The organism is Kitasatospora sp. NPDC059646, from assembly GCF_042734615.1.
Taxonomy (GTDB): Bacteria; Actinomycetota; Actinomycetes; order Streptomycetales; family Streptomycetaceae; genus Kitasatospora.
On the sequence record NZ_JBHWDS010000001.1, the window covers coordinates 255,749 to 276,250 of the forward strand.

19 protein-coding genes and 1 riboswitch are annotated in these 20,502 nt (G+C 75.1%); of the genes, 10 read left to right on the top strand and 9 right to left on the bottom strand.

Annotated features, from left to right (window positions below; genetic code table 11):
• Positions 1-306 precede the first annotated feature (306 nt).
• Positions 307-744 (bottom strand): RrF2 family transcriptional regulator, encoded by a 438-nt coding sequence (locus ACFV1L_RS01160; protein WP_380361788.1) that lies wholly within the window; start codon positions 742-744, stop codon positions 307-309.
• 305 nt (positions 745-1,049) lie between these two features.
• On the opposite strand from ACFV1L_RS01160, the gene ACFV1L_RS01165 reads away from it, so the two are divergent.
• Both ACFV1L_RS01165 and ACFV1L_RS01170 read left to right on the top strand, forming a co-directional pair.
• A complete protein-coding gene (locus ACFV1L_RS01165) occupies positions 1,050-2,540 on the top strand; it encodes a carboxyl transferase domain-containing protein (RefSeq protein ID WP_380361790.1) in 1,491 nt (496 codons plus the stop codon).
• Between the two features lie 262 nt (positions 2,541-2,802).
• Entirely contained in the window at positions 2,803-3,084 is a 282-nt protein-coding gene (locus ACFV1L_RS01170) for a hypothetical protein (protein WP_380361792.1), read from the top strand.
• A 61-nt stretch (positions 3,085-3,145) separates the two neighbouring features.
• Here ACFV1L_RS01170 and ACFV1L_RS01175 read toward each other — a convergent pair whose 3' ends face one another.
• Together ACFV1L_RS01175 and ACFV1L_RS01180 are read right to left on the bottom strand one after the other, a co-directional pair.
• Positions 3,146-3,658, bottom strand: a complete 513-nt coding sequence (locus ACFV1L_RS01175) for a hypothetical protein (protein WP_380361794.1) — start codon at positions 3,656-3,658, stop codon at positions 3,146-3,148.
• Positions 3,659-3,695: 37 nt separating this feature from the next.
• Entirely contained in the window at positions 3,696-4,892 is a 1,197-nt protein-coding gene (locus ACFV1L_RS01180; protein WP_380361796.1) for an alpha/beta hydrolase family protein, read from the bottom strand.
• 244 nt (positions 4,893-5,136) lie between these two features.
• Here ACFV1L_RS01180 and ACFV1L_RS01185 point away from each other — a divergent pair, with 244 nt between their 5' ends.
• The 4 genes from ACFV1L_RS01185 (at position 5,137) to cobM (ending at position 9,175) form a co-directional block, all read left to right on the top strand.
• Positions 5,137-5,583, top strand: a complete 447-nt coding sequence (locus tag ACFV1L_RS01185) for a MarR family winged helix-turn-helix transcriptional regulator (RefSeq protein WP_380361798.1) — start codon at positions 5,137-5,139, stop codon at positions 5,581-5,583.
• A gap of 96 nt (positions 5,584-5,679) precedes the next feature.
• A complete protein-coding gene (locus tag ACFV1L_RS01190) occupies positions 5,680-7,020 on the top strand; it encodes a transposase domain-containing protein (protein WP_380361799.1) in 1,341 nt (446 codons plus the stop codon).
• A 155-nt stretch (positions 7,021-7,175) separates the two neighbouring features.
• A complete protein-coding gene (cbiE, locus tag ACFV1L_RS01195) occupies positions 7,176-8,438 on the top strand; it encodes a precorrin-6y C5,15-methyltransferase (decarboxylating) subunit CbiE (protein WP_380361800.1) in 1,263 nt (420 codons plus the stop codon).
• Positions 8,435-9,175 carry a precorrin-4 C(11)-methyltransferase gene (gene cobM / locus ACFV1L_RS01200; RefSeq protein WP_380361802.1) on the top strand — a complete coding sequence of 247 codons (741 nt, stop codon included), beginning with the start codon at positions 8,435-8,437 and terminating at the stop codon, positions 9,173-9,175. Before cbiE ends, cobM begins: the two co-directional genes overlap by 4 nt.
• Positions 9,176-9,305: 130 nt before the next feature.
• Here the strand turns inward: cobM and ACFV1L_RS01205 are convergent, their stop codons facing one another.
• The 3 genes from ACFV1L_RS01205 to ACFV1L_RS01215 form a co-directional block, all read right to left on the bottom strand.
• Positions 9,306-9,959, bottom strand: coding sequence for a bifunctional 4-hydroxy-2-oxoglutarate aldolase/2-dehydro-3-deoxy-phosphogluconate aldolase (locus tag ACFV1L_RS01205; protein ID WP_380361804.1), 654 nt, complete (start codon positions 9,957-9,959; stop codon positions 9,306-9,308).
• Positions 9,960-10,112: 153 nt separating this feature from the next.
• Positions 10,113-11,720: an amidohydrolase family protein gene (locus tag ACFV1L_RS01210; protein ID WP_380361806.1), complete on the bottom strand. Its 1,608-nt coding sequence runs from the start codon at positions 11,718-11,720 to the stop codon at positions 10,113-10,115.
• Entirely contained in the window at positions 11,720-13,093 is a 1,374-nt protein-coding gene (locus ACFV1L_RS01215; protein ID WP_380361808.1) for an alanine racemase, read from the bottom strand. Before ACFV1L_RS01215 ends, ACFV1L_RS01210 begins: the two co-directional genes overlap by 1 nt.
• A 247-nt stretch (positions 13,094-13,340) precedes the next feature.
• Between ACFV1L_RS01215 and ACFV1L_RS01220 the strand changes: the two genes are divergently transcribed.
• From ACFV1L_RS01220 to ACFV1L_RS01235, 4 genes are all read left to right on the top strand, one after another.
• Positions 13,341-14,453, top strand: a complete 1,113-nt coding sequence (locus ACFV1L_RS01220; protein WP_380361810.1) for a sugar kinase — start codon at positions 13,341-13,343, stop codon at positions 14,451-14,453.
• Entirely contained in the window at positions 14,450-15,208 is a 759-nt protein-coding gene (locus ACFV1L_RS01225; protein WP_380361812.1) for an IclR family transcriptional regulator, read from the top strand. The genes ACFV1L_RS01220 and ACFV1L_RS01225 overlap by 4 nt, the downstream gene beginning before the upstream one ends.
• A 32-nt stretch (positions 15,209-15,240) precedes the next feature.
• Positions 15,241-15,651 carry a RidA family protein gene (locus tag ACFV1L_RS01230; RefSeq protein WP_380361814.1) on the top strand — a complete coding sequence of 137 codons (411 nt, stop codon included), beginning with the start codon at positions 15,241-15,243 and terminating at the stop codon, positions 15,649-15,651.
• 147 nt (positions 15,652-15,798) lie between these two features.
• Positions 15,799-16,539: a cobalt-precorrin-6A reductase gene (locus ACFV1L_RS01235; protein WP_380361816.1), complete on the top strand. Its 741-nt coding sequence runs from the start codon at positions 15,799-15,801 to the stop codon at positions 16,537-16,539.
• Between the two features lie 7 nt (positions 16,540-16,546).
• Here the strand turns inward: ACFV1L_RS01235 and ACFV1L_RS01240 are convergent, their stop codons facing one another.
• From ACFV1L_RS01240 to ACFV1L_RS01250, 3 genes are read right to left on the bottom strand one after another with little or no spacing between them, the layout of a single operon-like run.
• A complete protein-coding gene (locus ACFV1L_RS01240; RefSeq protein WP_380361817.1) occupies positions 16,547-18,088 on the bottom strand; it encodes a precorrin-2 C(20)-methyltransferase in 1,542 nt (513 codons plus the stop codon).
• A gap of 20 nt (positions 18,089-18,108) precedes the next feature.
• Positions 18,109-18,735 (bottom strand): precorrin-8X methylmutase, encoded by a 627-nt coding sequence (locus ACFV1L_RS01245; RefSeq protein WP_380361819.1) that lies wholly within the window; start codon positions 18,733-18,735, stop codon positions 18,109-18,111.
• Positions 18,732-20,093, bottom strand: a complete 1,362-nt coding sequence (locus ACFV1L_RS01250) for a hypothetical protein (protein WP_380361821.1) — start codon at positions 20,091-20,093, stop codon at positions 18,732-18,734. The genes ACFV1L_RS01245 and ACFV1L_RS01250 overlap by 4 nt, the downstream gene beginning before the upstream one ends.
• A gap of 182 nt (positions 20,094-20,275) precedes the next feature.
• Positions 20,276-20,414, top strand: a riboswitch (cobalamin riboswitch).
• Positions 20,415-20,502: the final 88 nt, after the last annotated feature.

A 20,502-nucleotide genomic window follows, 5' to 3' on the forward strand; every position in this document is an offset into this window, starting at 1 on the left:
CGGTGTGGGAATGCCTGGAAGGGGAATGCCTGGAACGCGTACTGCTGAGAACACTTGGTACCACTGCTTACGCCCGCGCCGCCGGAGCCTCCGCCCACTCCCGGCACCGCCCGGCGCAGCCGGAAACGGCTGGTGAGGCTGGATCCGCCCGGTGCCGGAAAGCGCTTTCCGAGCATGTCCGGACCGACCGCGGACGGCCCCGTGCAGCTACCCGGCGGAGAGCTGACGGCGGATCAGCCGCCGGGCGGCGCACCACCGTCGCGGGGCTCCGCTCCCACCCCCGAAGTCCAGCCGGACCGGCCCCGGCTAGCCACGGCCGGGGAGTCCGAGCAGGACCGGACCGGTCGGCGGACCGACCAGATCGGCCACGGTCAACGGGTCGAGCGTCGCGAAGAACGCCTCCTGCGCCCGGCGGAGCGCCCCGCGCAGTCGACAGGCGTGCCGCAGCGGACAGGGCGGCTCGTCCTCGCAGCCGACCACGTCCCCGGCGCCCTCCAGTTCCCGGACGATCCGGCCGAGCGAGCCGGTGCGGCCGGCGGCGGTCAGGGCGAGCCCGCCACCGCGTCCGCGCCGGGCCTCGACCACGCCCAGGTGCTGGAGACGGCTGACCACCTTCGCCGCGTGGTTGTAGGGGACGTCGACCGCCTCGGCCACTTCGCGGGTGGTCGGACTCTGGTCCTCGTCCAGCACCGCCAGGCGCATCGCGATGCGCAGTGCGATGTCGGTGCTCTTGGTCAGCCTCACGGCGCCGACTCTAGCCAATTCGGCATCTCGGATACCAATTAGCCCCGTGTCTGGTGCATCACGTTCCACCGCCCCGCCCGGCGGCCCATCACGTTCCACCGCCCCGCCCGGCGACCCGTCCCTCCCGGACACCGTCCTGCTGCTGCCCGACCGCCGCCCTGCCCCTGCGCGGTGCGGGCCGGCCCCGGTGATCCCGGTCACCACTGTGCGGCGCGCCCGCCGCCGGGCCGCGTCCGCCCGTAGGCTCGCACCGCGAAGCCCCCTTCGCCGCTCCCCGCTCCCGTTCTCCCTGATGGAGGCCCCAGGTGACGGCACGCCAGCTCCTCGATCTGCTGGTCGATCCCGGCAGCTTCACGTCCTGGGACGAGCCCATCACCGCGGAGCCCGCCGACCCCGGCTACCGGGACGCCCTCGCCCGGGCCCGGGCCCGCACCGGCATGGACGAGGCGGTGCTCACCGGCCGCGCCCTGCTGGACGGGCAGCCGCTGGCCCTGGTCGCCTGCGAGTTCGGCTTCCTGGGCGGATCGATCGGCGTCGCCACGGCCGAACGGATCACCCGGGCCGTGGAGCGCGCCACCGCCGAACGCCTGCCGCTGCTCGCCCTGCCGGTCTCCGGCGGCACCCGCATGCAGGAGGGCTCCGCGGCGTTCCTGTGCATGGTCCGCGTCACCGCCGCGGTCCACGCCCACCGCGCCGCCGGCCTGCCCTACCTGACCTACCTGCGCAACCCCACCATGGGCGGCGTGTTCGCCTCCTGGGGCACCCTGGGCCACCTGGTCCTCGCCGAACCGAACGCCCGCCTCGGCTTCCTCGGCCCGCGCGTCTACGAGGAGTTGCGGGGCGAGCCGCTGCCGCCGACCGTCCAGCGCGCCGAAACCCTCGCCACCCACGGCCGCCTGGACGCCATCGTCCCGCCCGAGCGGCTGCGCACCTTCCTCTCCCGCGCCCTCACCGTCCTCACCACCCGCCCGCCCGCCGCGGGTTCGCCCTCCCCCGCTGCGCCCTCGCCGTCCCCCGCCGCCGGGGACGCCTGGGAGTCGGTGCTCCGCAGCCGCCGTCCCGAGCGGCTCTCGGCGCGCGAACTGCTGCACCACACCGCCGAGTTGTTCGTCCCCCTGGACGGCGACAGTTCGCTCGTCCGGGCCCTCGCCCTGATCGGCGGACGCCCGGTGATGGTCGTCGCCCAGCAGCGCTCCGGCCCCGACCTGCCCGAACTGCCCTTCACCGCCGCCGACCTGCGGGCCGTACGCCGACAGGCCGAACTGGCGGAGGAGTTGGGCATGCCGCTGCTCACCGTGGTCGACACCGTCGGCGCGGAACTCTCGGTCGAGGCCGAACTCGACGGCGTGGCACTGGAGATCGCCCACTGCCTGACCACCCTGGTCGGACTGCGCACCCCCGTCCTCGCCGTCCTGCTCGGCCAGGGCAGCGGCGGCGGCGCCCTCGCCCTGCTGCCCGCCGACCGGGTGATCGCCGCCCAACACGCCTGGCTGGCCCCGCTGCCGCCCGAGGGCGCGTCCGCCATCGTCCACCGCGACGGCGACCACGCCCCTCAACTCGCCCGCGCTCAGGGCATCACGGCCACCGCACTGGCCGCGACCGGCCTGGTCGACCAGGTCGTCCCGGAGACCGACGACCCCGCCGATCTCCGCACCCACCTGGCCACCGCCGTCACCCACGCCCTCGCCGAACTCTCCCAACTCCCCACCGCCACCCGCCTGGAGGCTCGCCACACCCGAAACCGCCGCCTCGGCGACCACCTGACGGCACTTCACGAGCACTCCGGTCGTGATTAGGGTTCTCCACATCTACGGGATACGGGATTGCTGGCCCGGCGGCATCGGGCGCAGCGCCGGGACGGCGTGGTCGGAGAACGCCACGCCGAACTGTTCCTCTGCTTGGCGCGCTTGCGTCTCGCCGCGGACTTCCGGGAGTGCGCCTGCCTGCCGGTGCAGCCGGTGCCGCTTCCCTGCCGTGCGCGCCCGGGCCGGCGCGCCTTCGATCGGCCGGGCGGGCCCCCGACGTTCGGGCCGTCGGCGTGCGTGACAGCATCGTCGCGTGATCACTCAGGTGGCAGAGGGAAGCGGCTCGGTGGTTCCGGGGGACGGGCTGGTCAGGGCGCTGGTGACCGCGATCGCGACGTTGGAGGATCTGGTCTCCGTCGGGCAGGACTCGAACCTCGCGCTGAGCACGCTTGAGGACATCGCTCACGAACTCGGCAGCCTGGAGCCCGCCGAGGGCCGGCGCTTCGTTGCGGCGCTGGAACGCCTCGCCGTCGCCGAGCCGGAGCGGGCAGCGTGGATCCGTGGCCTTCCGGAGGCGCTCTGCCTCGACCTGTGACAGCTCCGGCCTTCCGGTCGCACGGCGGCCCGAACGCCGACCGCTCCGGCGGGGGTGCCCGTCAGGTCGGGTTGCGCAGCCAGGCGGTGAGGGGTGCGAAGTCCCGTTCCGTCAGACCGATGTCGGGGTCGACGCGGTAGAGCAGGGCCGCCCCCGGGTGGTGGTCGGCGATCCAGCGACGGTCGGCCTCGGTGATCTCGTCGTCGACCCAGGCGAAGGGGGTGCCGGCGGCGTGCGCCACCAGGGCGGGGGACTTCCAGTGGACGCCGGGTGCGGGGTCGGGCTCGGAGAGCGGCGGGTCGGGCAGGACGGGGATCGGCGGCAGCCCGAGCAGCGGGGCGACGCAGGTGTTCGCGTCGTCGAACCAGGTGGTGGCCCAGATCAACCGGCAGGGCAGCGCGGCGAGTCGGGGACCGTTGGCGGGATCGACCCGCGTCAGCAGCGGGTTGGACGCGCCGGTCAGTTCGCGGATGCGACGGTCCGTCAGGTGGGTCCGGCGGCGGGCGGGGTCGCCGCCGAACGGGATCAGCGGGCCGTCGACGTCGAGGAACAGCAGGGGCAGCGGGGAGTTCATCGGGTCGATTCTGCACGGAGCGGCGAGCTCAGCACACCTACCGGTTCGCCGTCCGCTCCGCCTGTCGCTTCGTCAGCAGTGCGTCGGCGAGCCAGTCGGCGGTCTCCGGCAGCCAGTCCGCCAGGGCGTTGCCGAGCAGGTGGTTGCCGTGCGGGACGTGCAGCACCTCGGCGTGCGGCAGGTGCGCGGAAAGCGCTTCCGCGTTGGTGACGCCGGGGATCCGGTCCTCGCCGCCCTCGACCAGCAGCAGCGGGCCGTCCAGGTACGGCGCGAGAGCGCGCAGGTCGATCCCGTCGGCGAACCTGCGCGCGGCCTCCGGGCCGCCGCAGCGCCGGTCGAGGGTGGCGGTGACGAACGGGACCAGCGCGTCCCACTCCAGCCGGTACGGTCCGCTGACCAGCGCCGCTGCCCGCACCCGCGCGTCCTGGGCGGCGACGCTCGCGGCGAAGTACCCACCGAGGCTGAGACCCACCACCGCGACCCGCTCCGGGTCGAGGCGGCCACCGTCGGCACCGTCGGCGGCGAGCGCGTCCAACGCCCGGGCGAGTGCCGGCCGGTGGCCGTCCGCACTCATGGACGTCTCGGCCGCCATCACGCCCTGCCCGGGGCCGTCGATCGCCAGCACGGCGAGACCGCGGGCGAGGAGCGCGTCCGCGAGGAGGTGGAACTCCTCCTTCGTGGAGTCCATGCCAGGGATCACCACCACGACCGGAAAGCGCTTACCGTCCGCGTCCCCGGCCCCGACCTCGACCCCGGCCCCGGCTCCAACTCCGGCCCTGACTCCGGCACCGGCACCGGCCCCGGCATCGACCTCGGTCCCGGCCTGCGGGAGCCGCAGCCAGCCCGCGTAGCCGTCGCCGGACAGCCGGCGGGCCTGCGGTTCGAGGAGCGCCAGTGACCGCCCCATCGCCCGGTCCGCCTCCGCGGCGAGGTCTGCCGCCCGGCCCCGGTCCGGATCGGGGAGCAGGGTCCCGAGGTGGAACCAGCGCGCGGCCAGCCGGTGACGTTCTCCCGCCGTCCGGCGGTGGCCGCGCTCGGCGGCCCGCTCGGCGGCGGCGCAGTGCCGGAGGGCGGCGGCGCGGCAGGCGTCCGGCCACTGGAGCAGGGACTCCAGCGGCGCGGTGACCCGGTCGTACTCGTGGACGTCGATGCCCGCCCCGTGCGCCCTCGGGCGGGTCTCGGCCGCGAAGCCGGCGGCCATGCCGGGAGCGGAGAGGAAGGAGAGGTCGGTCATCGTTCGGTCCTCCGGACGCGGGTGCCAGCCAGGCTGACAGATCGACAAATCAACATCACACGGGTCGCAGTGCTGGCACTCGCGCAGCCGTCGCACGCCCAGCGCCCAACGCCCAACGCCCAACGCCCAGCACCCAGCACCCAGCGCTCGGCGCTCGGCGCTCGGCGCTCAACACTGCGATCATCATCAATACCTTGATGCCTGTCAATGTCACGACCACCAGCAGCCCTTGTAGCATCGGCGCATGGGAATGCCTGCCAGTGACCGTCTCGGCATCGACCTGCACCTCGCCGACCAGGAACTGCTGGCCGCCAAGCGCACCGCCGTCGAGCCCGCCGGACTGACGGTGCCTCAGTACGCGGCCCTGTTCGTGCTCGCGGAGAACGCGGGCATCAGCGGCGCGGCGCTCGCCCGCGCCTGCCAGGTCACCCCGCAGGCCATGGCCGTGCTGCTCAAGCTCCTCGCCGAACGCGGCCTGGTCGAGCGCGCCCCGCACCGCTGGCACCGCAACGTCCTGGAGACCCGCCTCACCGACCGGGGCCGCGCCGCGCTGGAGCTCGCCGACGACCGCGCCGCCGCCGTCGAGCAGGCCCTGTCCGACGAGTTCACCGCCGCCGAACGCGACCAGCTGCGTCATCTGCTGGCCCGTGCCACCCACGCCCTGCGCCGCGCCGCCGACGCCCTGGACTGACGGAACCGGCCCCGCTCCCCCGCACACTTCCCCGCGCCGCTCGCCGAGCGCCTGACGGCGCAGTGACTTCACGACCTGCGGCTCGTTGAACGCTTCGTGTCAGCGCCCGGGCAGAGAGACGCGTCGACGGACGGACAGCTCGCGGAGCGGGCCGCACTGGGCGGGTTGACGCGTGCGTTCCCTCCCGCCCTGGTCGACGAGGTGCTGCTCGACTGCGGACGGGTCGACCGGCGTGGCGCCCTGCTGCCGGCCCGGGTGCTGGTCTACTTCGTGCTGGCGATGGGCCTGTTCGACGGGCACGGCCACGCGGAGACCGCTCGCCTGCTGGTCGACGCCCTGGAGCGGGAACCCTGGTGGCCGCAGGGCAGGCACCTGCCGGCCGCCCCCGCGATCGACCGGGCCCGGCTGCGACTCGGCCCGGAGCCGCTGCGCCGCCTGTTCGACCTGACCCGTCCCGCACCGGCCGCCCGCCGCACGGACGCCGCCTGGTTCCACGACCTGCGACTGGTCGCCCTGGACGGCGCGGTCTTCGACGTCCCCGACACCGCGCCCAACGCCGAGTTCTTCGGCCGCCCCGCCGGCATCGCCGCCGCGCCGACCGCCACGCGCGCGACCGCCACGCGCGCGACCGGCCGGCCGGCCCGCTCCAGGACAGCCCCAACCACCGGCCGTCACGCCACCGTTCAGGATTCCGGCTGCTTCCCGCAGGCGCGGGTCAGTGCGCTGGTCGAGTGCGGCACCGGCACCGTGTTCACCGCCGACGTCGGGCCCGTCCCGGACCACGAGAGCGCCCTCGAAGCGGCCATCTACCCGGCGTTGACGCGCGGCACGCTCGCCCTCGCGGATCGCGGCACGACCGACCCGACCACCTGGCACGCGGCCCGCGCGGGCGGCGCGGACCTGCTGTGGCAGGTGCCGGGCAGCCTGCGGCTCCCGATCACCGAGCGGCTGGACGACGGTTCCCGACTCGCCGAACCGGGGCGCGAACGCGACTGCCCGGCGCAGGTCCGCGTCATCGACTACCGCCTCGACACCGACCCGCGCCACGCCCCGCCGCACCGCCTGCTCACCAGCATCCTCGACCCCGCCGCCGCCCCGGCTGCCGAGTTGGCCACCCGCTTCGTCCACCAGGCCCGGACCGACACCGCCCTCGACCGGTTGACGCCCGCTCACCCCGGTCCCGGACCGCACCCGACCCCCGGACCGCACCCGACCCGTGGATCACGTCCAACCCCCGGACCGCACCCGGCCCGTGGACCGCAGCCGACCCGCGGACCGGACCCGGCCCCCGGCCGGCTGCTGCACTCCCGCCACCCGGACGGCATCGCCCAGGAGATCTTCGCCCTGCTGCTGCTCCGCCACGCCTTCCCCCCTACCCCGGCGGAGCCCGGCACACCCTCGCAGCCCGCCGTCCACCTGGTACCCGGGCAGGGCTGACGGCCGGAGACCCGCACCGGCCGTCCGGAGAGGCCCGCCCGTCGCCGGGTGTGGCCAATGTCGCACGGTGGATCTCCGCAGCTCGTGGGGGGGACGTCGGTCGCCTGCGGGTAGGCTGCGGGCTGCCCGTCCCCCGAGCTGTGAGGAGTTTGCGCGTGTCTGCGATCACCGTGGTGGGGGTCGGTGCGGACGGCTGGCCGGGCCTGTCGGCGGCGGCCCGGGAGTCGCTCCTCGCGGCGGAGGCCGTGCTGGGCGGAGCCCGGCAGTTGGCGCTGCTGCCGGACGAGGTGACGGCGGATCGGGTGTCGTGGCCGTCGCCGCTGCGACCGTCGGTGCCGGGGCTGCTGGCCCGGTTCGCGCAGCGGCGGCTGGTGGTGCTGGCGAGCGGCGATCCGATGTTCTACGGGATCGGCCGGACGCTGATCGAGTGCGGGGCGCCGGCCGACTCCCTGCGGGTGCTGCCGCACCCGTCCTCGGTGTCGCTGGCGTGCGCCCGGCTGGGCTGGCCGGTGGAGGAGACCGAGGTGGTGACGCTGGTCGGGCGCGCCCCGGAGTCGCTGCACGCGGCGCTCTACCCGGGCCGCCGGCTGCTGGTGCTGAGCGCGAACGCCTCGACCCCGGCGCTGGTGGCGAAGCTGCTGACGGAGCGCGGGTTCGGCCCGAGCCGGATCCGGGTGCTGGAGCAACTGGGCGGCCCCGCCGAGGCGTTGCGCGAGGGCGTGGCGGACGGCTGGTCGCTGGCGCCGGGCGATCCGCTGAACGTGCTGGCCGTCGACTGCGCCGCCGCCCCGGGCGCGCCCCGCCAGCAGCTGACGCCCGGCCTCCGCGACGAACTCTTCGAATCGGACGGACAGCTGACGAAGCGTCACATCCGGGCGGCGACGCTCGCGGCGCTCGGCCCTGCCCCGGGCGAGCTGTTGTGGGACATCGGCGGCGGCTCCGGATCGATCGGCATCGAATGGCTGCGGGCGCACCGCAGTTGCCGGGCGGTCAGCGTGGAGCGCGACCCGGTCCGGGCCGGGCGGATCGTCCGCAATGCGGCCGCGCTCGGGGTGCCCCGGCTGCGGGTGGTGCACGGTGCGGCGCCGGCGGCGCTGGCCGAACTGGACGTCCCGGACGCCGTGTTCATCGGCGGCGGGCTGACCGCGCCGGGCCTGCTGGAGGCGTGCTGGGCGGCGCTGCGCCCCGGTGGGCGGCTGGTGGCGAACACGGTGACGCTGGAGTCGGAGGCGCTGCTGACGCAGTGGTACCGGCGCTGCGGCGGTGAGTTGGTGAAGCTGAGCGTCGCGCACGCGGTGCCGGTGGGCGGGTTCACGGGGTGGCGGCAGGCGATGCCGGTGACCCAGTGGAGCGTCGTCAAGGGCGGCGGTGCCGGGGCGTCCGGCGCGGCCGAGGAAGTCGGAGGAGCAGCGAAGTGACGGTCTATTTCATCGGCGCCGGTCCGGGTGCGGCCGACCTGATCACGGTGCGCGGCCAGCGCACCCTGGCGAGCTGCGGGGTGTGCCTGTACGCGGGCAGCCTGGTGCCGCAGGAGCTGCTGGCGGACTGCCCGCCGGACGCGCGCCTGGTGGACACCGCGAACCTGGACCTCGACCAGATCGTCGCGGAGATCGTCCGGGCGCACCGTGCGGGGCAGGACGTGGCGCGCCTGCACTCGGGCGACCCATCGGTGTTCTCGGCGATGGCGGAGCAGATGCGCCGCCTGGACGCCGCGGACATCCCGTACGAGGTGGTGCCGGGCGTGCCGGCGTTCGCGGCGGCCGCGGCGGCGCTGAAGCGGGAGTTGACCGTGCCGACCGTCGGCCAGACGGTGATCCTGACCCGGGTGGCCCGGCAGGCGACGCCGATGCCGCCCGGCGAGGAGCTCGCGGTGCTCGGCAAGAGCGGCGCGCTGCTCGTCCTGCACCTGGCGGCCCGCTACGTGGACAGCGTGGTCGAGGAACTGCTCCCCCACTACGGGCCGGACTGCCCCGCCGCGGTGGTGGCGATGGCCAGCCGCCCGGACGAACTGGTGCTGCGCGGCACGCTCGGCGACCTCGCCGTCCAGGTGAAGGCTGCGGGCGTGATCCGTACGGCGGTCATCATCGTCGGCCGCACGCTCGCGGCGACCGAGTTCCGCGACAGCCACCTGTACTCCACCACCCGCAGCCGGTAGGCCCGGACGGACCCTTCCGGCAACCGCTTTCCGGTTCCGCTTCGGCTCTCCGCTCCCGCTCTCCGCTCTCCGCGCGGAGCCGGAGAGCGACGGCCCGGGTGCCTCGCGCCCGGCGTGGCCGACCGGCCACTCAGCCGAGGGAGGCGACGAAGGCCTTCGCCCGGCGGGTGATGTCGGACCAGTCGCCGGCGGCGACGGCCGCCGGGGGGACGACGTCGGTGCCGGCGCAGACGGCGAGGGCGCCGTGGTCGAGGAAGGCTTTGGCGTTGCCGGCGTTGACGCCGCCGGAGGCGACCAGGGGGATGCCGGGGTAGGGTCCGCGCAGGTCCTTGAAGTAGCCGGGGCCGAAGGTCTTCGCGGGGAAGATCTTCACGGCGGCGGCCCCGAGGTCGAGGGCGTCGGCGACCTCGGTGGGCGTCAACGCGCCCATCACGACGGGGATCCCCGCGTCCCGGGCGACGGCGGCGACGGCGGGGCGCAGGCCGGGGGTGACCAGGAACCGGGCGCCGGCGTCGATGCCCTCGCGGGCCTGCTCGGCGGTGAGGACGGTGCCGACGCCGATCCGGCAGCCGGCCTTCGCCGCGGCGGCGACGTGGCGGGCCACGTCCGGTGTGGTGAACGTGAGTTCGGTCCAGGCGATGCCGCCCTCGGCGAGTGCTTCGCACAGCGCGACCGGATCGGGGATCACCGGTGCCCGCACCACGGCTATCACCGGCTGTGCGGCCAGCGCCACCCGAAGATCGGCCGCCTCCGCCGCCTCGGTCACGCCGGCAGCCGCAGCCACTCCGGCCGTCCCGGCCCTCCCGGCAGCCTCAGCCGCTCCGGTCACTTCGCTCACTCCGGTCACTCCGACCCCTCCGGTCACCTTGTCTCCCACTCCTGTTCTCCCACCTGCCGGTTGCGCCTGCCGTACGGCGGACGGCCGCGCGGCGCGCCGTCAGTTCACTGCCCGCACCAGCCCGTCGGTGTCGCGGCGCAGCGCCCGCCCGGCGAGGTCGCCGGTGGGTTTGCCGTCGCTGAGGGCGGCGACGCCGCCGACCAGGACGTGGGCGATGCCGTCGGCGGGGCGGCGGGGATCGTCGAAGGTGGCGGTGTCGCGGACGGTCTGCGGGTCGAAGAGGACCAGGTCGGCGTGGTGGCCGGGGCGGATCAGTCCGCGGCGGTCGAGGCGCAGTCGGCGGGCGGGGCGGCCGGTCATCCGGGCGATCGCCTGTTCCAGCGTGAGGACGCCCAGGTCGCGGCTGTAGTGGGCGAGGTAGCGCGGGAAGGTGCCCCAGGCGCGGGGGTGCGGGCGGGCGCCGACGAGCAGGCCGTCGCTGCCGACGGTGTGGGCGGGGTGGCGCATGATGGCGCGGACGTTCTCCTCGTGGCCGACGTGCTGGAGGATGGTGGTCCCCAACTGGTCGGCGCGCAGCAGTCCGAAGAACACGTCGGTGCCGGTTCGGCCCTGTTCGGCGGCGAGTTCGGAGACCTTGCGGCCGACGACTCCGGCGAGGGCGGTTTGGCGGACGCCGGAGATCTGGATGGTGTCCCAGTCGGTGACCACGCCGTGGCAGCCGTCGCTGCCGTGCTCTTCGACGTCGGCGCGGATGCGTTCGCGGGCGGCGGGGTCGGCGAGGCGGGTGAGGGTGGCTTCGGGGCCGCCCTCGGTGGACCAACTGGGCAGCAGGGCGGCCAGGGTGGTGGAGCCGGGCAGGTAGGGGTAGCTGTCGAGGGTGACGTCGATGCCGTCGGCGAGGGCGTCGTCGACCAGGGCGAGGAACTCGCCGGCCCGGCCTTCGTTGACGCCGAAGTTCATGGTGGCGTGGGTGAGGTGCAGTGGGCAGCCGGAGCGCCGGGAGATCTCCACCATCTCCGCGTAGCCTTCCAACGCGCCTGCGCCGTAAGAGCGTTGGTGCGGGGCGTGGTAGCCGCCGCGGGCGGCGACGGTGCGGCAGAGTTCGACGAGTTCGGCGGTGCCGGCGTACATGCCGGGGGTGTAGGTGAGCCCGGTGGACATGCCGACCGCGCCGTCCGTCAGCGCCTGGTCCAACAGGGCCTGCATGCGGTCGAGTTCGGACCGGGTGGGCGGGCGGTTGTCCCATCCCATGGCGAGCATCCGGATGGTGCCGTGCGGGGCGAGGTAGCAGGCGTTGACGCCGATCGACCGGTCGAGCCGGTCGAGGTACTGGCCGACGGTGCGCCAGTTCCGGTCGAGGTCCTCGGGATCGCCGTTCCAGCCTGCGAGTTGGCGGCGCAGGGCGGCGAGGGTGGTGTCGTCGGCCGGGGCGTAGGACAGGCCGTCCTGGCCGAGGACGTCGAGGGTGACGCCCTGGGTGATCCGGGACGGGTGGTCGGGTTCGACGAGCAGTTGCAGGTCGGAGTGGGCGTGCAGGTCGATGAAGCCGGGTGCGAGGACGAGTCCGTCGGCGTCGATGGTGCGGCGGGCGGTGAGGCCGTGGCCGATCGCGTCGATGCGGCCGTCGGTGACGGTGACGTCGGCGCGGTAGCGGTCGGCGCCGGTGCCGTCGATGACGGTGGCGGCGCGCAGCAGTAGGTCGGCCATCAGAACCAGGTCCTCACCAGGTCGACCACGCGCGGGTTTTCGGCGTCGGCGTGGTCGACGACGGGGATCAGGCTCCACTTGTCGAAGGCGGTGCAGGGGTGGGAGAGGCCGAGGCGGACGACGGCGCCGACCGGTGCGGCGTCGCCGGCGCCGCGCAGGAAGGCGTGCTGGTCGTTCAGCGCGGTGACCTCGGCGTCCTTCAACTCGGCGATTCCCGACGCGACGTCACCGGATCCGCTCGACGCTCGTGCTCCGCGCGCCAGTTGCGGCTCGGGCAGTCCTTCGTCGAACGGCAGGTCGCGCTTTCCGGCGTCCAGCAGGGCGAGTTGGGGTTCGGGGCGGGAGACGACGCGGGCCCAGCCGTGCATGGCGGCGCGCAGCGGGGTCGCTCCGGTGGTGCGGGCGAGCGGGGAGATGCCGCGGTAGAAGCCGTCGTCGTGGGCGAGGTAGGCACCGGCCCGGACGATCACCTTGGTGCCGGGGAACTCCGAGGCCAGGGGGGTGAGTTCTTCGGCGACGGTGTCGAAGTAGGCGCTGCCGCCGGCGGTGACCACGGGGGTGGGGGCGGGGTAGTCGGGGGCGAGGCGGCGGTGCAGTTCGGCGAGGTCGCGGAGGTAGCCGCGGACGGTGTCGAGGGCGGCGCTGGAGGCGTCGTGGGCGAGGGCGCCTTCGTAGCCTCCGACGCCGGCCAGGCGCAGGGTGGGGGCGGCCTGCACGGCGGCGGCGACGTCGAGGGCGGCGGGGATGCCGCGGGCGCCGGTGCGGCCGCCGGGGCCGCCGAGTTCGACCAGGACCTCGACCGGTCGCCGGGCGCCGGCGGCGCGCAGTGCGGCGTCCATCTGCCGGACGCTGTCGGCGGAGTCGACCCAGGAGGTGAAGGCGAATTCGGGGTCGTGGTCGAGTTCGGCGGCGAGCCAGGCGAGTCCGGCGGGGTCGAGCAGGGTGTTGGCGAGCAGCAGGCGCTGGACGCCGAAGGCGCGGGCGACGCGCAGTTGGGGCAGGTTGGCGAGGGTGATGGCGTGGGCGCCGGCGGCGAGCTGGGCCTGCCAGAGGGCGGGGGCCATGGTGGTCTTGCCGTGCGGGGCGAGCAGGACGCCGGTCTCGCGGCACCAGGCGGCCATGGCCTGCAGGTTGTGGTGGAGGGCGGCGGCGTCGAGGGTGAGCAGCGGGGTGCCGAGCCGGTCGAGGGTGGGGCCGGTGGCGAGCCAGTCGCGGACGGTGCTGCCCCAGGCGTCGGCGGGAACGGCCTTGAAGCGCCAGTCGAGGGTCTCGTCGGCGAGGGCGGCGACGGCGGCGGTGTCGATGCCCGGCCCGGGGGCGGGGTCCGCGAAGGCTCGGTGTCCGGTGTGCTGTTGTGCTGCCGTGGTGCCCATGACCGTGCCTCCGTTCCACTCCCGGCCCGCCCGACGAGCTGGGATGTTGCAACATGTGCAACCTCTATTGCGCATGTTGGTGTTACGGTTCTAGCATTCACGCCGGACAGCGGTCAACGGACCGCGACACGGCCCGTCCACCGTTCCCACCTGGTTCGCAGCGCCCCGGCTCACCGCCGAGCCGGGGCCTCGCGGGCCGCCGCGGTGGGGCGGGGAGCGCGGGCCCCAGGGTGAGGGAGCGGGATTGATGGCGGATCAGGACGGCGGGGCGGCGATCGCCCGGGCGGTGTGCCTGGGCGAGTCGATGGCGGTGCTGCTGCCCGACCGGCCGGGACCGTTCGAGGCCGTCGGCGCGTTCCGGCCCTCGGTGGGCGGCGCGGAGTCCAACGTCGCCGCGGCGCTCGCCGCTTTGGGGGTGCCGACCGCGTGGATCAGCCGGGTGGGCGCGGACGGCTTCGGCCGTCGCCTGACCGGCGATCTGGCGGCGGCCGGCGTGGACGTCTCCGCCGTCGCGGTGGACCCGCACCGCCCCACCGGCGTCTACCTGAAGGAGACCGGCGGTTCCGGCCTGCCGCACGACCTGGGCGCGGGCCGCTCCCGCCTGCACTACTACCGCACCGGATCGGCCGCGTCCGCGCTCTCCCCGGCCCTGCTGGACGACCCGGCGGCGGCCGCGCTGCTGGAGCGCGCCCCGCTGCTGCACCTGACGGGCATCACGCCCGCGCTCTCCGACGGCTGCCTGGAGCTGGTCCGCGCCCTGCTGGCCCGCCGCCGCCCGGGCCGGCTCGTCTCCTTCGACCTCAACTGGCGCCCGGCGCTGTGGCGGCACCGCGACCCGTCGGTGCTGCCGGCCCTGCTGGACGCCGCTGACGTCCTGCTGCTCGGCGCGGACGAGGCCGAGGACGCGTTCGGCACCGGTGACCCGGCGGCGCTCAGAAAGCGCTTTCCCTCCCCCTCGGTGCTGGTCGTCAAGGACTCCGGACACCTCGTCACCGCGCTCGGCCGGGACGGCGGTTCGGTCACCGAGCCCGCGCTCGCCGTCGACGTGGTCGAGCCCACCGGTGCGGGCGACGCCTTCGCGGCCGGCTACCTCGCGGGCACCCTGCGCGGGCTCGACCAGCGCTCCCGGCTGCGCCTCGGCCACCTGTCGGCGGCGAGCGCGCTGACCGCGCCCACCGACCACGGAACCCTCCCGGACGCCCGCACGGTGGCCGCGCTGCTCGCCGCCGACGCACGCGACTGGGCCGCCACCCGGGTGTCCGCGTCCGGCATCGCCTCCCCCGCGCTCGCCCCCGCGGGCGCCGGAGCCCGTAACCTCCCCGAAGCCCTCGAAACCCTCGGAACATCGGGACACCCATGAGCCAGACCGTCACCCGCGCCCTGCGCCTGCTCGCCGAACTCGGCGAGGGCGAACGCTCCCTCGACCAGTTGGCCGACCTGATCGGCGTGCACAAGACCACCGTGCTGCGGCTGTTGCAGACGCTGGAGGAGGAGCGGTTCGTCCACCGGGACGCGCAGTACCGCTACCACCTGGGCGCGGGCCTGTTCGCCCTGTCCAGCCTCGCGCTGGAGCAGCGCGGCATCCGGCGCACCGCGGCGCCGCACCTCGCGGAGCTGAACGCGGCGACCGGCCAGACCGTGCACCTGGCCGCTTACGAGGGCGGCGAGGTGGTCTACATCGACAAGTACGACTCGCGGCACCCGGTGCGGATGTACTCGCGGATCGGGCTGCGGGCGGCGCTGCACAACACGGCGGTGGCGAAGGTCCTGTTGGCCGATCTGCCGCCGGTCGAGCGGCGGCGGGCGGTGGACGGCATCGAGTTCACCGTCCACACGCCGAACACCATCACCAGTCCGCACGCGCTGCTCGCCGAGTTGGAGCAGGTCGCCGCGCAGGGCTGGGCGCAGGACCACGCCGAGCACGAGGCGTTCATCAACTGCGTGGCCGCGCCGATCCGGGACGCCTCCGGCCGGGTGGTCGCCGCGGCGTCGATCTCCGTCCCCGACGTCGTCCTGCCGTACGAGCAGGTGCTCGACCTGCTCCCCCAGCTGCTCGCCTGCACCCGGGCGATCTCCGCCGACGCAGGCCTTCCCGCCCGCACCCTTCCGTCCTGACCGACCGTCACTTTCCTTTTGGAGCACCGCACATGAGCGACAAGACCGAGATCCGCACCGACGGCGCGCCGGCCCCCGCGTGGATGTTCTCGCAGGGTGTCCGCAAGGGCCCGATCCTGCAGGTCTCCGGCCAGGGCCCGCAGGATCCGGCCACCGGCGAGTACCTGTACCACGGCGACGTGAAGGCGCAGACCCGCCGCACGCTGGAGAACGTCAAGGCGATCGTCGAGGCCGGCGGCGCGACCATCGAGGACGTGGTGATGTTCCGCGTCTACCTCACCAAGCGTGCCGACTTCCCGCTGATGAACGAGGTCTACGCCGAGTTCATCGACGAGAACGTCAAGCCGGGCGGCGTCAAGCCGTGCCGGACCACGATCTTCGTCGAACTCCCGCAGGAGCCCATGCTGGTGGAGATCGACGCCCAGGCCGTCGTCACCGACTGACGCGGGCAGCCGCCCGCGCCGCCGCAACGCCCGGCGCGGTTGCCGGACGGGCCCCCGGCCGACCGTCGTCGCCGGGGGCCCTCGGCCGTTCCGGCGGGCCCGGTTAGGCTGTTGCGGTTCCGATCACGCCGGCCCCGGGAGTCCGCCATGCACGTCCTGATCCTCGGCGGCACCAGCGAGGCCCGCCGCCTGGCGGACGTGCTGGTCGCCGATCCGGCGCTGCGGGTGACCAGTTCGCTGGCCGGGCGGGTGGCCCAACCGCGGCTGCCCGCCGGGGAGGTGCGGATCGGCGGCTTCGGCGGACCGGCCGGCCTGGCCGCCTGGCTGCGCACCCACCGGGTGGACGCGCTGATCGACGCCACCCACCCGTTCGCCGGGACGATGAGCCGCAACGCCGCGCTGGCCGTCGCCGACACCGGCACCCCGCTGCTCGCGCTGCGCCGCCCGAGTTGGGCGCCGCAGGACGGCGACCGCTGGCACCCGGTGGCGAGCCTGTCCGCCGCGGCCGAGGCCCTGCCCGCGCTCGGCGGCCGGGTGTTCCTGACCACCGGCCGGCAGGGCATCGCCGCGTTCGCGCACCTCGACGGCCTGTGGTTCCTGGCGCGCTCGGTCGAGCCGCCGGTGCCGCCGATGCCGTCGGCCGTCGAAGTTCTGCTGGAGCGCGGGCCGTTCACCCTCGACGGGGAGCGCGAACTGCTGCGGACGCACCGCATCGACGTGCTGGTCACCAAGGACAGCGGCAGCGCCGCCACCGCCCCGAAGCTGACCGCGGCCCGCGAGCTGGGCCTGCCGGTGGTCGTCGTCCAGCGCCCGGCCGCCCCGCAGGGCGTGCGGACCGCCCCGGACGTCGCCGGGGCGGCCGACTGGGTGCGCGGACTGGCGGACTGACGGGGCGTCAGTCCTCGGGGTAGCGGCGCGGCGTCCACACCACTTCGCGATCGGCGCCGCGCCGCACCCACCGGGTCTGGGTGGAGCCGATCAGCAGCAGGGTCCGCATGTCGACCTCGGCGGGGTCGAGTTCGGCCAGCGCGACGGTGCGGACCCGCTCGGTGGGGCCGCCGACGTCCCGGGCCATCACCACGGGGGTGGCCGGGTCGCGGTACTCCAGCAGCAGGTCCCGGGCCGAACCGACCTGCGTGGTGCGGGACTTGGAGCCGGGGTTGTACAGCGCGAGGACGAGGTCGGCCTCGGCGGCGGCGCGCAGCCGGCGGGCGATCACCTCCCACGGCTTGAGCCGGTCGGAGAGCGAGATCACCGCGTAGTCGTGACCGAGCGGCGCACCGGCGCGGGACGCGGCGGCGTGCGCGGCGGTCATCCCCGGCAGGACGCGCACGGGGACGTCCCGGTACGGCTCCTCGCAGGCGGCCTCCAGGACGGCGGTGGCCATCGCGAACACGCCCGGGTCGCCCGAGGAGACGACGGCGACCCGTCGGCCGCGGCGCGCCAACTCCAGCGCGAATTCGGCGCGGACGCCCTCCACCTTGTTGTCGGAGCCGTGCCGGACCTGCCCGGCGCGGACCGGCACCCGGTCCAGGTAGGTGGTGTAGCCGACCAGGTCGGTCGCGTTGGCGAGCGCCCCGCGCGCCTCCGGGGTGAGCCACAGCGGGCCGGCCGGCCCGGTGCCGACCACCACCACCTCGCCCGTCTCCGCTTCCCCGTCCGGCAGTTCGCTCTGCCGGTCGGCCAGCGCCTCGAACGGCCGGCCGGCGGAGTCGAGAGCGGCGACCCGGCTGGGCAGCACGGCGACCGAGAAGTACGGCACGCCGTCGGCGTCGATCTCGGCGAGGCGGCCGGTGCGTTCGCCGTCCATGGTGGCGCGTTCGACGTACCGGGCCTCGTCGAGCCGCCCGGCGCGTTCCAGGGCGCGGCGCACGGTGGGGAAGGTCCGGCCGAGCTTCATGACGACGGCGGAGTCGGTGGCGGCGAGACGCGCCGTCAGCTCCTCCTCGGGCAGGGTGCCCGGTATCACCGTGAGGATTTCCTCGGCCTCCACCAGCGGGGTGCCGAGGCGGGCGGCGGCGGCGCTGATCGACGTGACGCCGGGCACCACCTCGGCCGGGTAGCGGTGCGCGAGGCGCTTGTGCATGTGCTGGTAGGAGCCGTAGAACAGCGGGTCGCCCTCGGCGAGGACGACGACGGTCCGCCCGGCGTCGAGGTGGGCGGCGAGCCGCTCGGACGCCTCCTGGTAGAAGTCGTCGAGGGCGCCCCGGTAGCCGCCGGGGCGGTCGGTGGTCTCGACGGTGACGGGGTACATCAGCCGCTCTTCGATCTGACTGCCCGTCATGTACCGCTCGGCGATGGCGCGGGCGTGCGAGCGGCCGTGCCGGGCGCAGTGGTAGGCGATGACGTCGGCCTTGCCGATGAGTTCGGCGGCGCGCACCGTGACCAGGGACGGGTCTCCCGGTCCGACGCCGACGCCGTACAACCGGCCGGCCATGGGGGATTCCTGACGTTCCGTCATTCCTGGTCGCTCGCAATCGCGTTGATCGCGGCAGCGGCGATCGCGCTGCCGCCCCGGCGGCCCCGGACCACCAGGTGTTCCAGTGCGGCCGGGTGTTCGGCCAGGGCCTGCTTGGACTCGGCCGCGCCGATGAAGCCGACGGGGACGCCGATCACGGCGGCAGGTCGGGGCGCGCCGGCCTCGATCATCTCCAGCAGCCGGAAGAGCGAGGTGGGGGCGTTGCCGACGGCGACCACGGCGCCTTCGAGGCGGGGCAGCCAGAGCTCCATGGCGGCGGCGCTGCGGGTGGTGCCCATGGCGCGGGCGAGTTCGGGCACCGTCGGGTCGGTGAGGGTGCAGATCACCTCGTTGTCGGCGGGCAGCCGCTTGCGCGTCACCCCGCTGGCGACCATGTTGACGTCGCACAGGACGGGCGCGCCGGCGTGCAGGGCGCGGCGGGCGTCGGCGACCACGTTCGGCGACCAGAGCAGGTCCTCGACCAGGTCGGTCATGCCGCAGGCGTGGATCATCCGGACCGCGACCTGGGCGACGTCGGCGGGCAGCGCGGCGAGGTCGGCCTCGGCGCGGATGGTGGCGAAGGACTGGCGGTAGATGGCTGCGCCGTCCTTCTCGTAGTCGATCATGTGGTCCTCCGCCATTCGGCATTGCGCGCCTCGGCGACTGCCTCGGCCGTCTCGTATTCGCTGGTGGTGTCGTACGCGCGGGTGGTGGGCCGCACGGTGGTCGTCCCGTGCGCGCCGGTGCTGCCCGGGTCGGCCCGGGTGGTCTCGCGGCCCGGGCCCTCGACGGTGATGCGGTGCCCGGTGGCGGTGGCCAGCACGTCGACCCAGCGTCCGGCGGGGTGTCCGCAGCGGCGTTCGCAGCCGGACCAGTGCACGGGCAGGCCCTCGGCGGGGACGGCGGCGATCGCACGGGCCGCCTGCGCGCGGACGTCGGCAAGCGCTTTCCCGCAACCCGGCTGCCCGGTGCAGGCGGTGACGCCCTCCCAGGGGCCGCCGGACTCGGTCCGGAAGCCCGCGGCGGCGAGCCGCGGCAGCCACTCGGGCCCGGCGCCGGGCACCACGGCGCCGCGCCACGGGGTGAGCCGCACACTCGGTGCGCCGTCCGGGCCGAGGGCCTCCGCGAGCAGTCGCCACTGGCCGCTGCCGGCCCGCCCGAACCGCAGCCCGACCGAGACGGCACCGGCCGTTACAGCGCCGGCCGCCCTCGCACCACCGGACCCCGCGTCACCGGACACCGGGCCGCCGGGGACGACCCCCAGCGGGGGCCGCTCACCGGCGAATCCCGGCAGCGGCACGTCCCCTTCCGGCAGTTCGTCCTGCACTTCGCGCAGGTGCCAGGCGCGTCCGGCGGCCAGGTCGAGGAAGTGCCGGGCGGCGTCGAGCGCGGCGGGCACGGGGTGGTCGACGGCGGTGGCGCGGCGGGCGCGGCCGAGGCGCAGCAGGGCGCGCCCGCCGCCGACTGCGATCAAGGTCACATCGGCGTTGAGGGCGGCGGTGTCGCCGCGCCCGTCGTCGAGGGCGAACAGGAACTTGCCGGAGAGCCGGGCGGCCCACGGCGCGGCGCACAGCGCGGCGTCCAACTCCCTCACCCAGCCGGGTAGATCGACGTCGGTCCGGCCGCGTCCGTCGAGGCCGGCCAGCGGGGAGGCGACGATGTTGCGGACGCGTTCGTGGGTGTCGGACGGCAACAGGTCGACGGCGCGCAGCCGTTCGGCGAGTTCGGCGGCGCAGTGCTCGCGCAGGCCGCGCAGCTGGAGGTTGCCGCGGGAGGTGATCTCGACCTCGCCGTCGCCGAGGTCGTCCGCCGCGTCGGCCAGGACAAGGATCTGACGGCGCGTCAGATGGCCGCCGGGGAGCCGGAGTCGGGCGAGGTGGCCGTCTTCGGCGGGGTGCAGGCGGAGCGCGCCGGGGCAGGCGTCGGCGCGGCCTCGGTCGGGCCCGACGGAGGGTGCCTCGGAGGCGTCGGGTGTGGGTGGCATGGCGGCGAGCATACCCATGGCGGCGATTCGCGCCACCGTGCCGATCGCGCCGCGCGGGGCCGGGCGGGGGTGCGATTGCGCAGCTCAGGCCGGTGCCGGCCGGCGCCGTTCGCGGGCCGGGGGCGAATTCGGGTCGGCGGCGCAGGTCACACTCCCCCGACGGCCGATCAACCCGTACGATGCTGGCGGGCACCTCTCGGGGTGTCCGCTGCCAGCGACGGCACAGCGGAGGAAGTCCGGTGAGAATCCGGTGCGGTCCCGCCACTGTGACCGCGGCTCAGTGAGCCGTGGGAGCCAGGAACTCCGGCCGTCCTCCACTGCCCGGGGCGAGGACCCCGAGGAAGGTCCGTGCCATGCGCTGCCGCATGCCCGTTCTCCGGCGGGTGCCCGTGGGCTCCGTTCCCGGCGG

Bases quoted from the DNA above. Each gene is read 5' to 3' on its own strand.
- ACFV1L_RS01250 (WP_380361821.1), bottom strand. From the start codon at position 20,093: ATGCCACCCACACCCGACGCCTCCGAGGCACCCTCCGTCGGGCCCGAC.
- ACFV1L_RS01210 (WP_380361806.1), bottom strand. From the start codon at position 11,720: ATGGCCGACCTACTGCTGCGCGCCGCCACCGTCATCGACGGCACCGGC.
- ACFV1L_RS01220 (WP_380361810.1), top strand. From the start codon at position 13,341: ATGGCGGATCAGGACGGCGGGGCGGCGATCGCCCGGGCGGTGTGCCTG.
- ACFV1L_RS01185 (WP_380361798.1), top strand. From the start codon at position 5,137: ATGGGAATGCCTGCCAGTGACCGTCTCGGCATCGACCTGCACCTCGCC.
- ACFV1L_RS01240 (WP_380361817.1), bottom strand. From the start codon at position 18,088: ATGGCCGGCCGGTTGTACGGCGTCGGCGTCGGACCGGGAGACCCGTCC.
- ACFV1L_RS01225 (WP_380361812.1), top strand. From the start codon at position 14,450: ATGAGCCAGACCGTCACCCGCGCCCTGCGCCTGCTCGCCGAACTCGGC.
- ACFV1L_RS01230 (WP_380361814.1), top strand. From the start codon at position 15,241: ATGAGCGACAAGACCGAGATCCGCACCGACGGCGCGCCGGCCCCCGCG.
- ACFV1L_RS01175 (WP_380361794.1), bottom strand. From the start codon at position 3,658: ATGAACTCCCCGCTGCCCCTGCTGTTCCTCGACGTCGACGGCCCGCTG.
- ACFV1L_RS01235 (WP_380361816.1), top strand. From the start codon at position 15,799: ATGCACGTCCTGATCCTCGGCGGCACCAGCGAGGCCCGCCGCCTGGCG.
- ACFV1L_RS01245 (WP_380361819.1), bottom strand. From the start codon at position 18,735: ATGATCGACTACGAGAAGGACGGCGCAGCCATCTACCGCCAGTCCTTC.
- ACFV1L_RS01215 (WP_380361808.1), bottom strand. From the start codon at position 13,093: ATGGGCACCACGGCAGCACAACAGCACACCGGACACCGAGCCTTCGCG.
- ACFV1L_RS01180 (WP_380361796.1), bottom strand. From the start codon at position 4,892: ATGACCGACCTCTCCTTCCTCTCCGCTCCCGGCATGGCCGCCGGCTTC.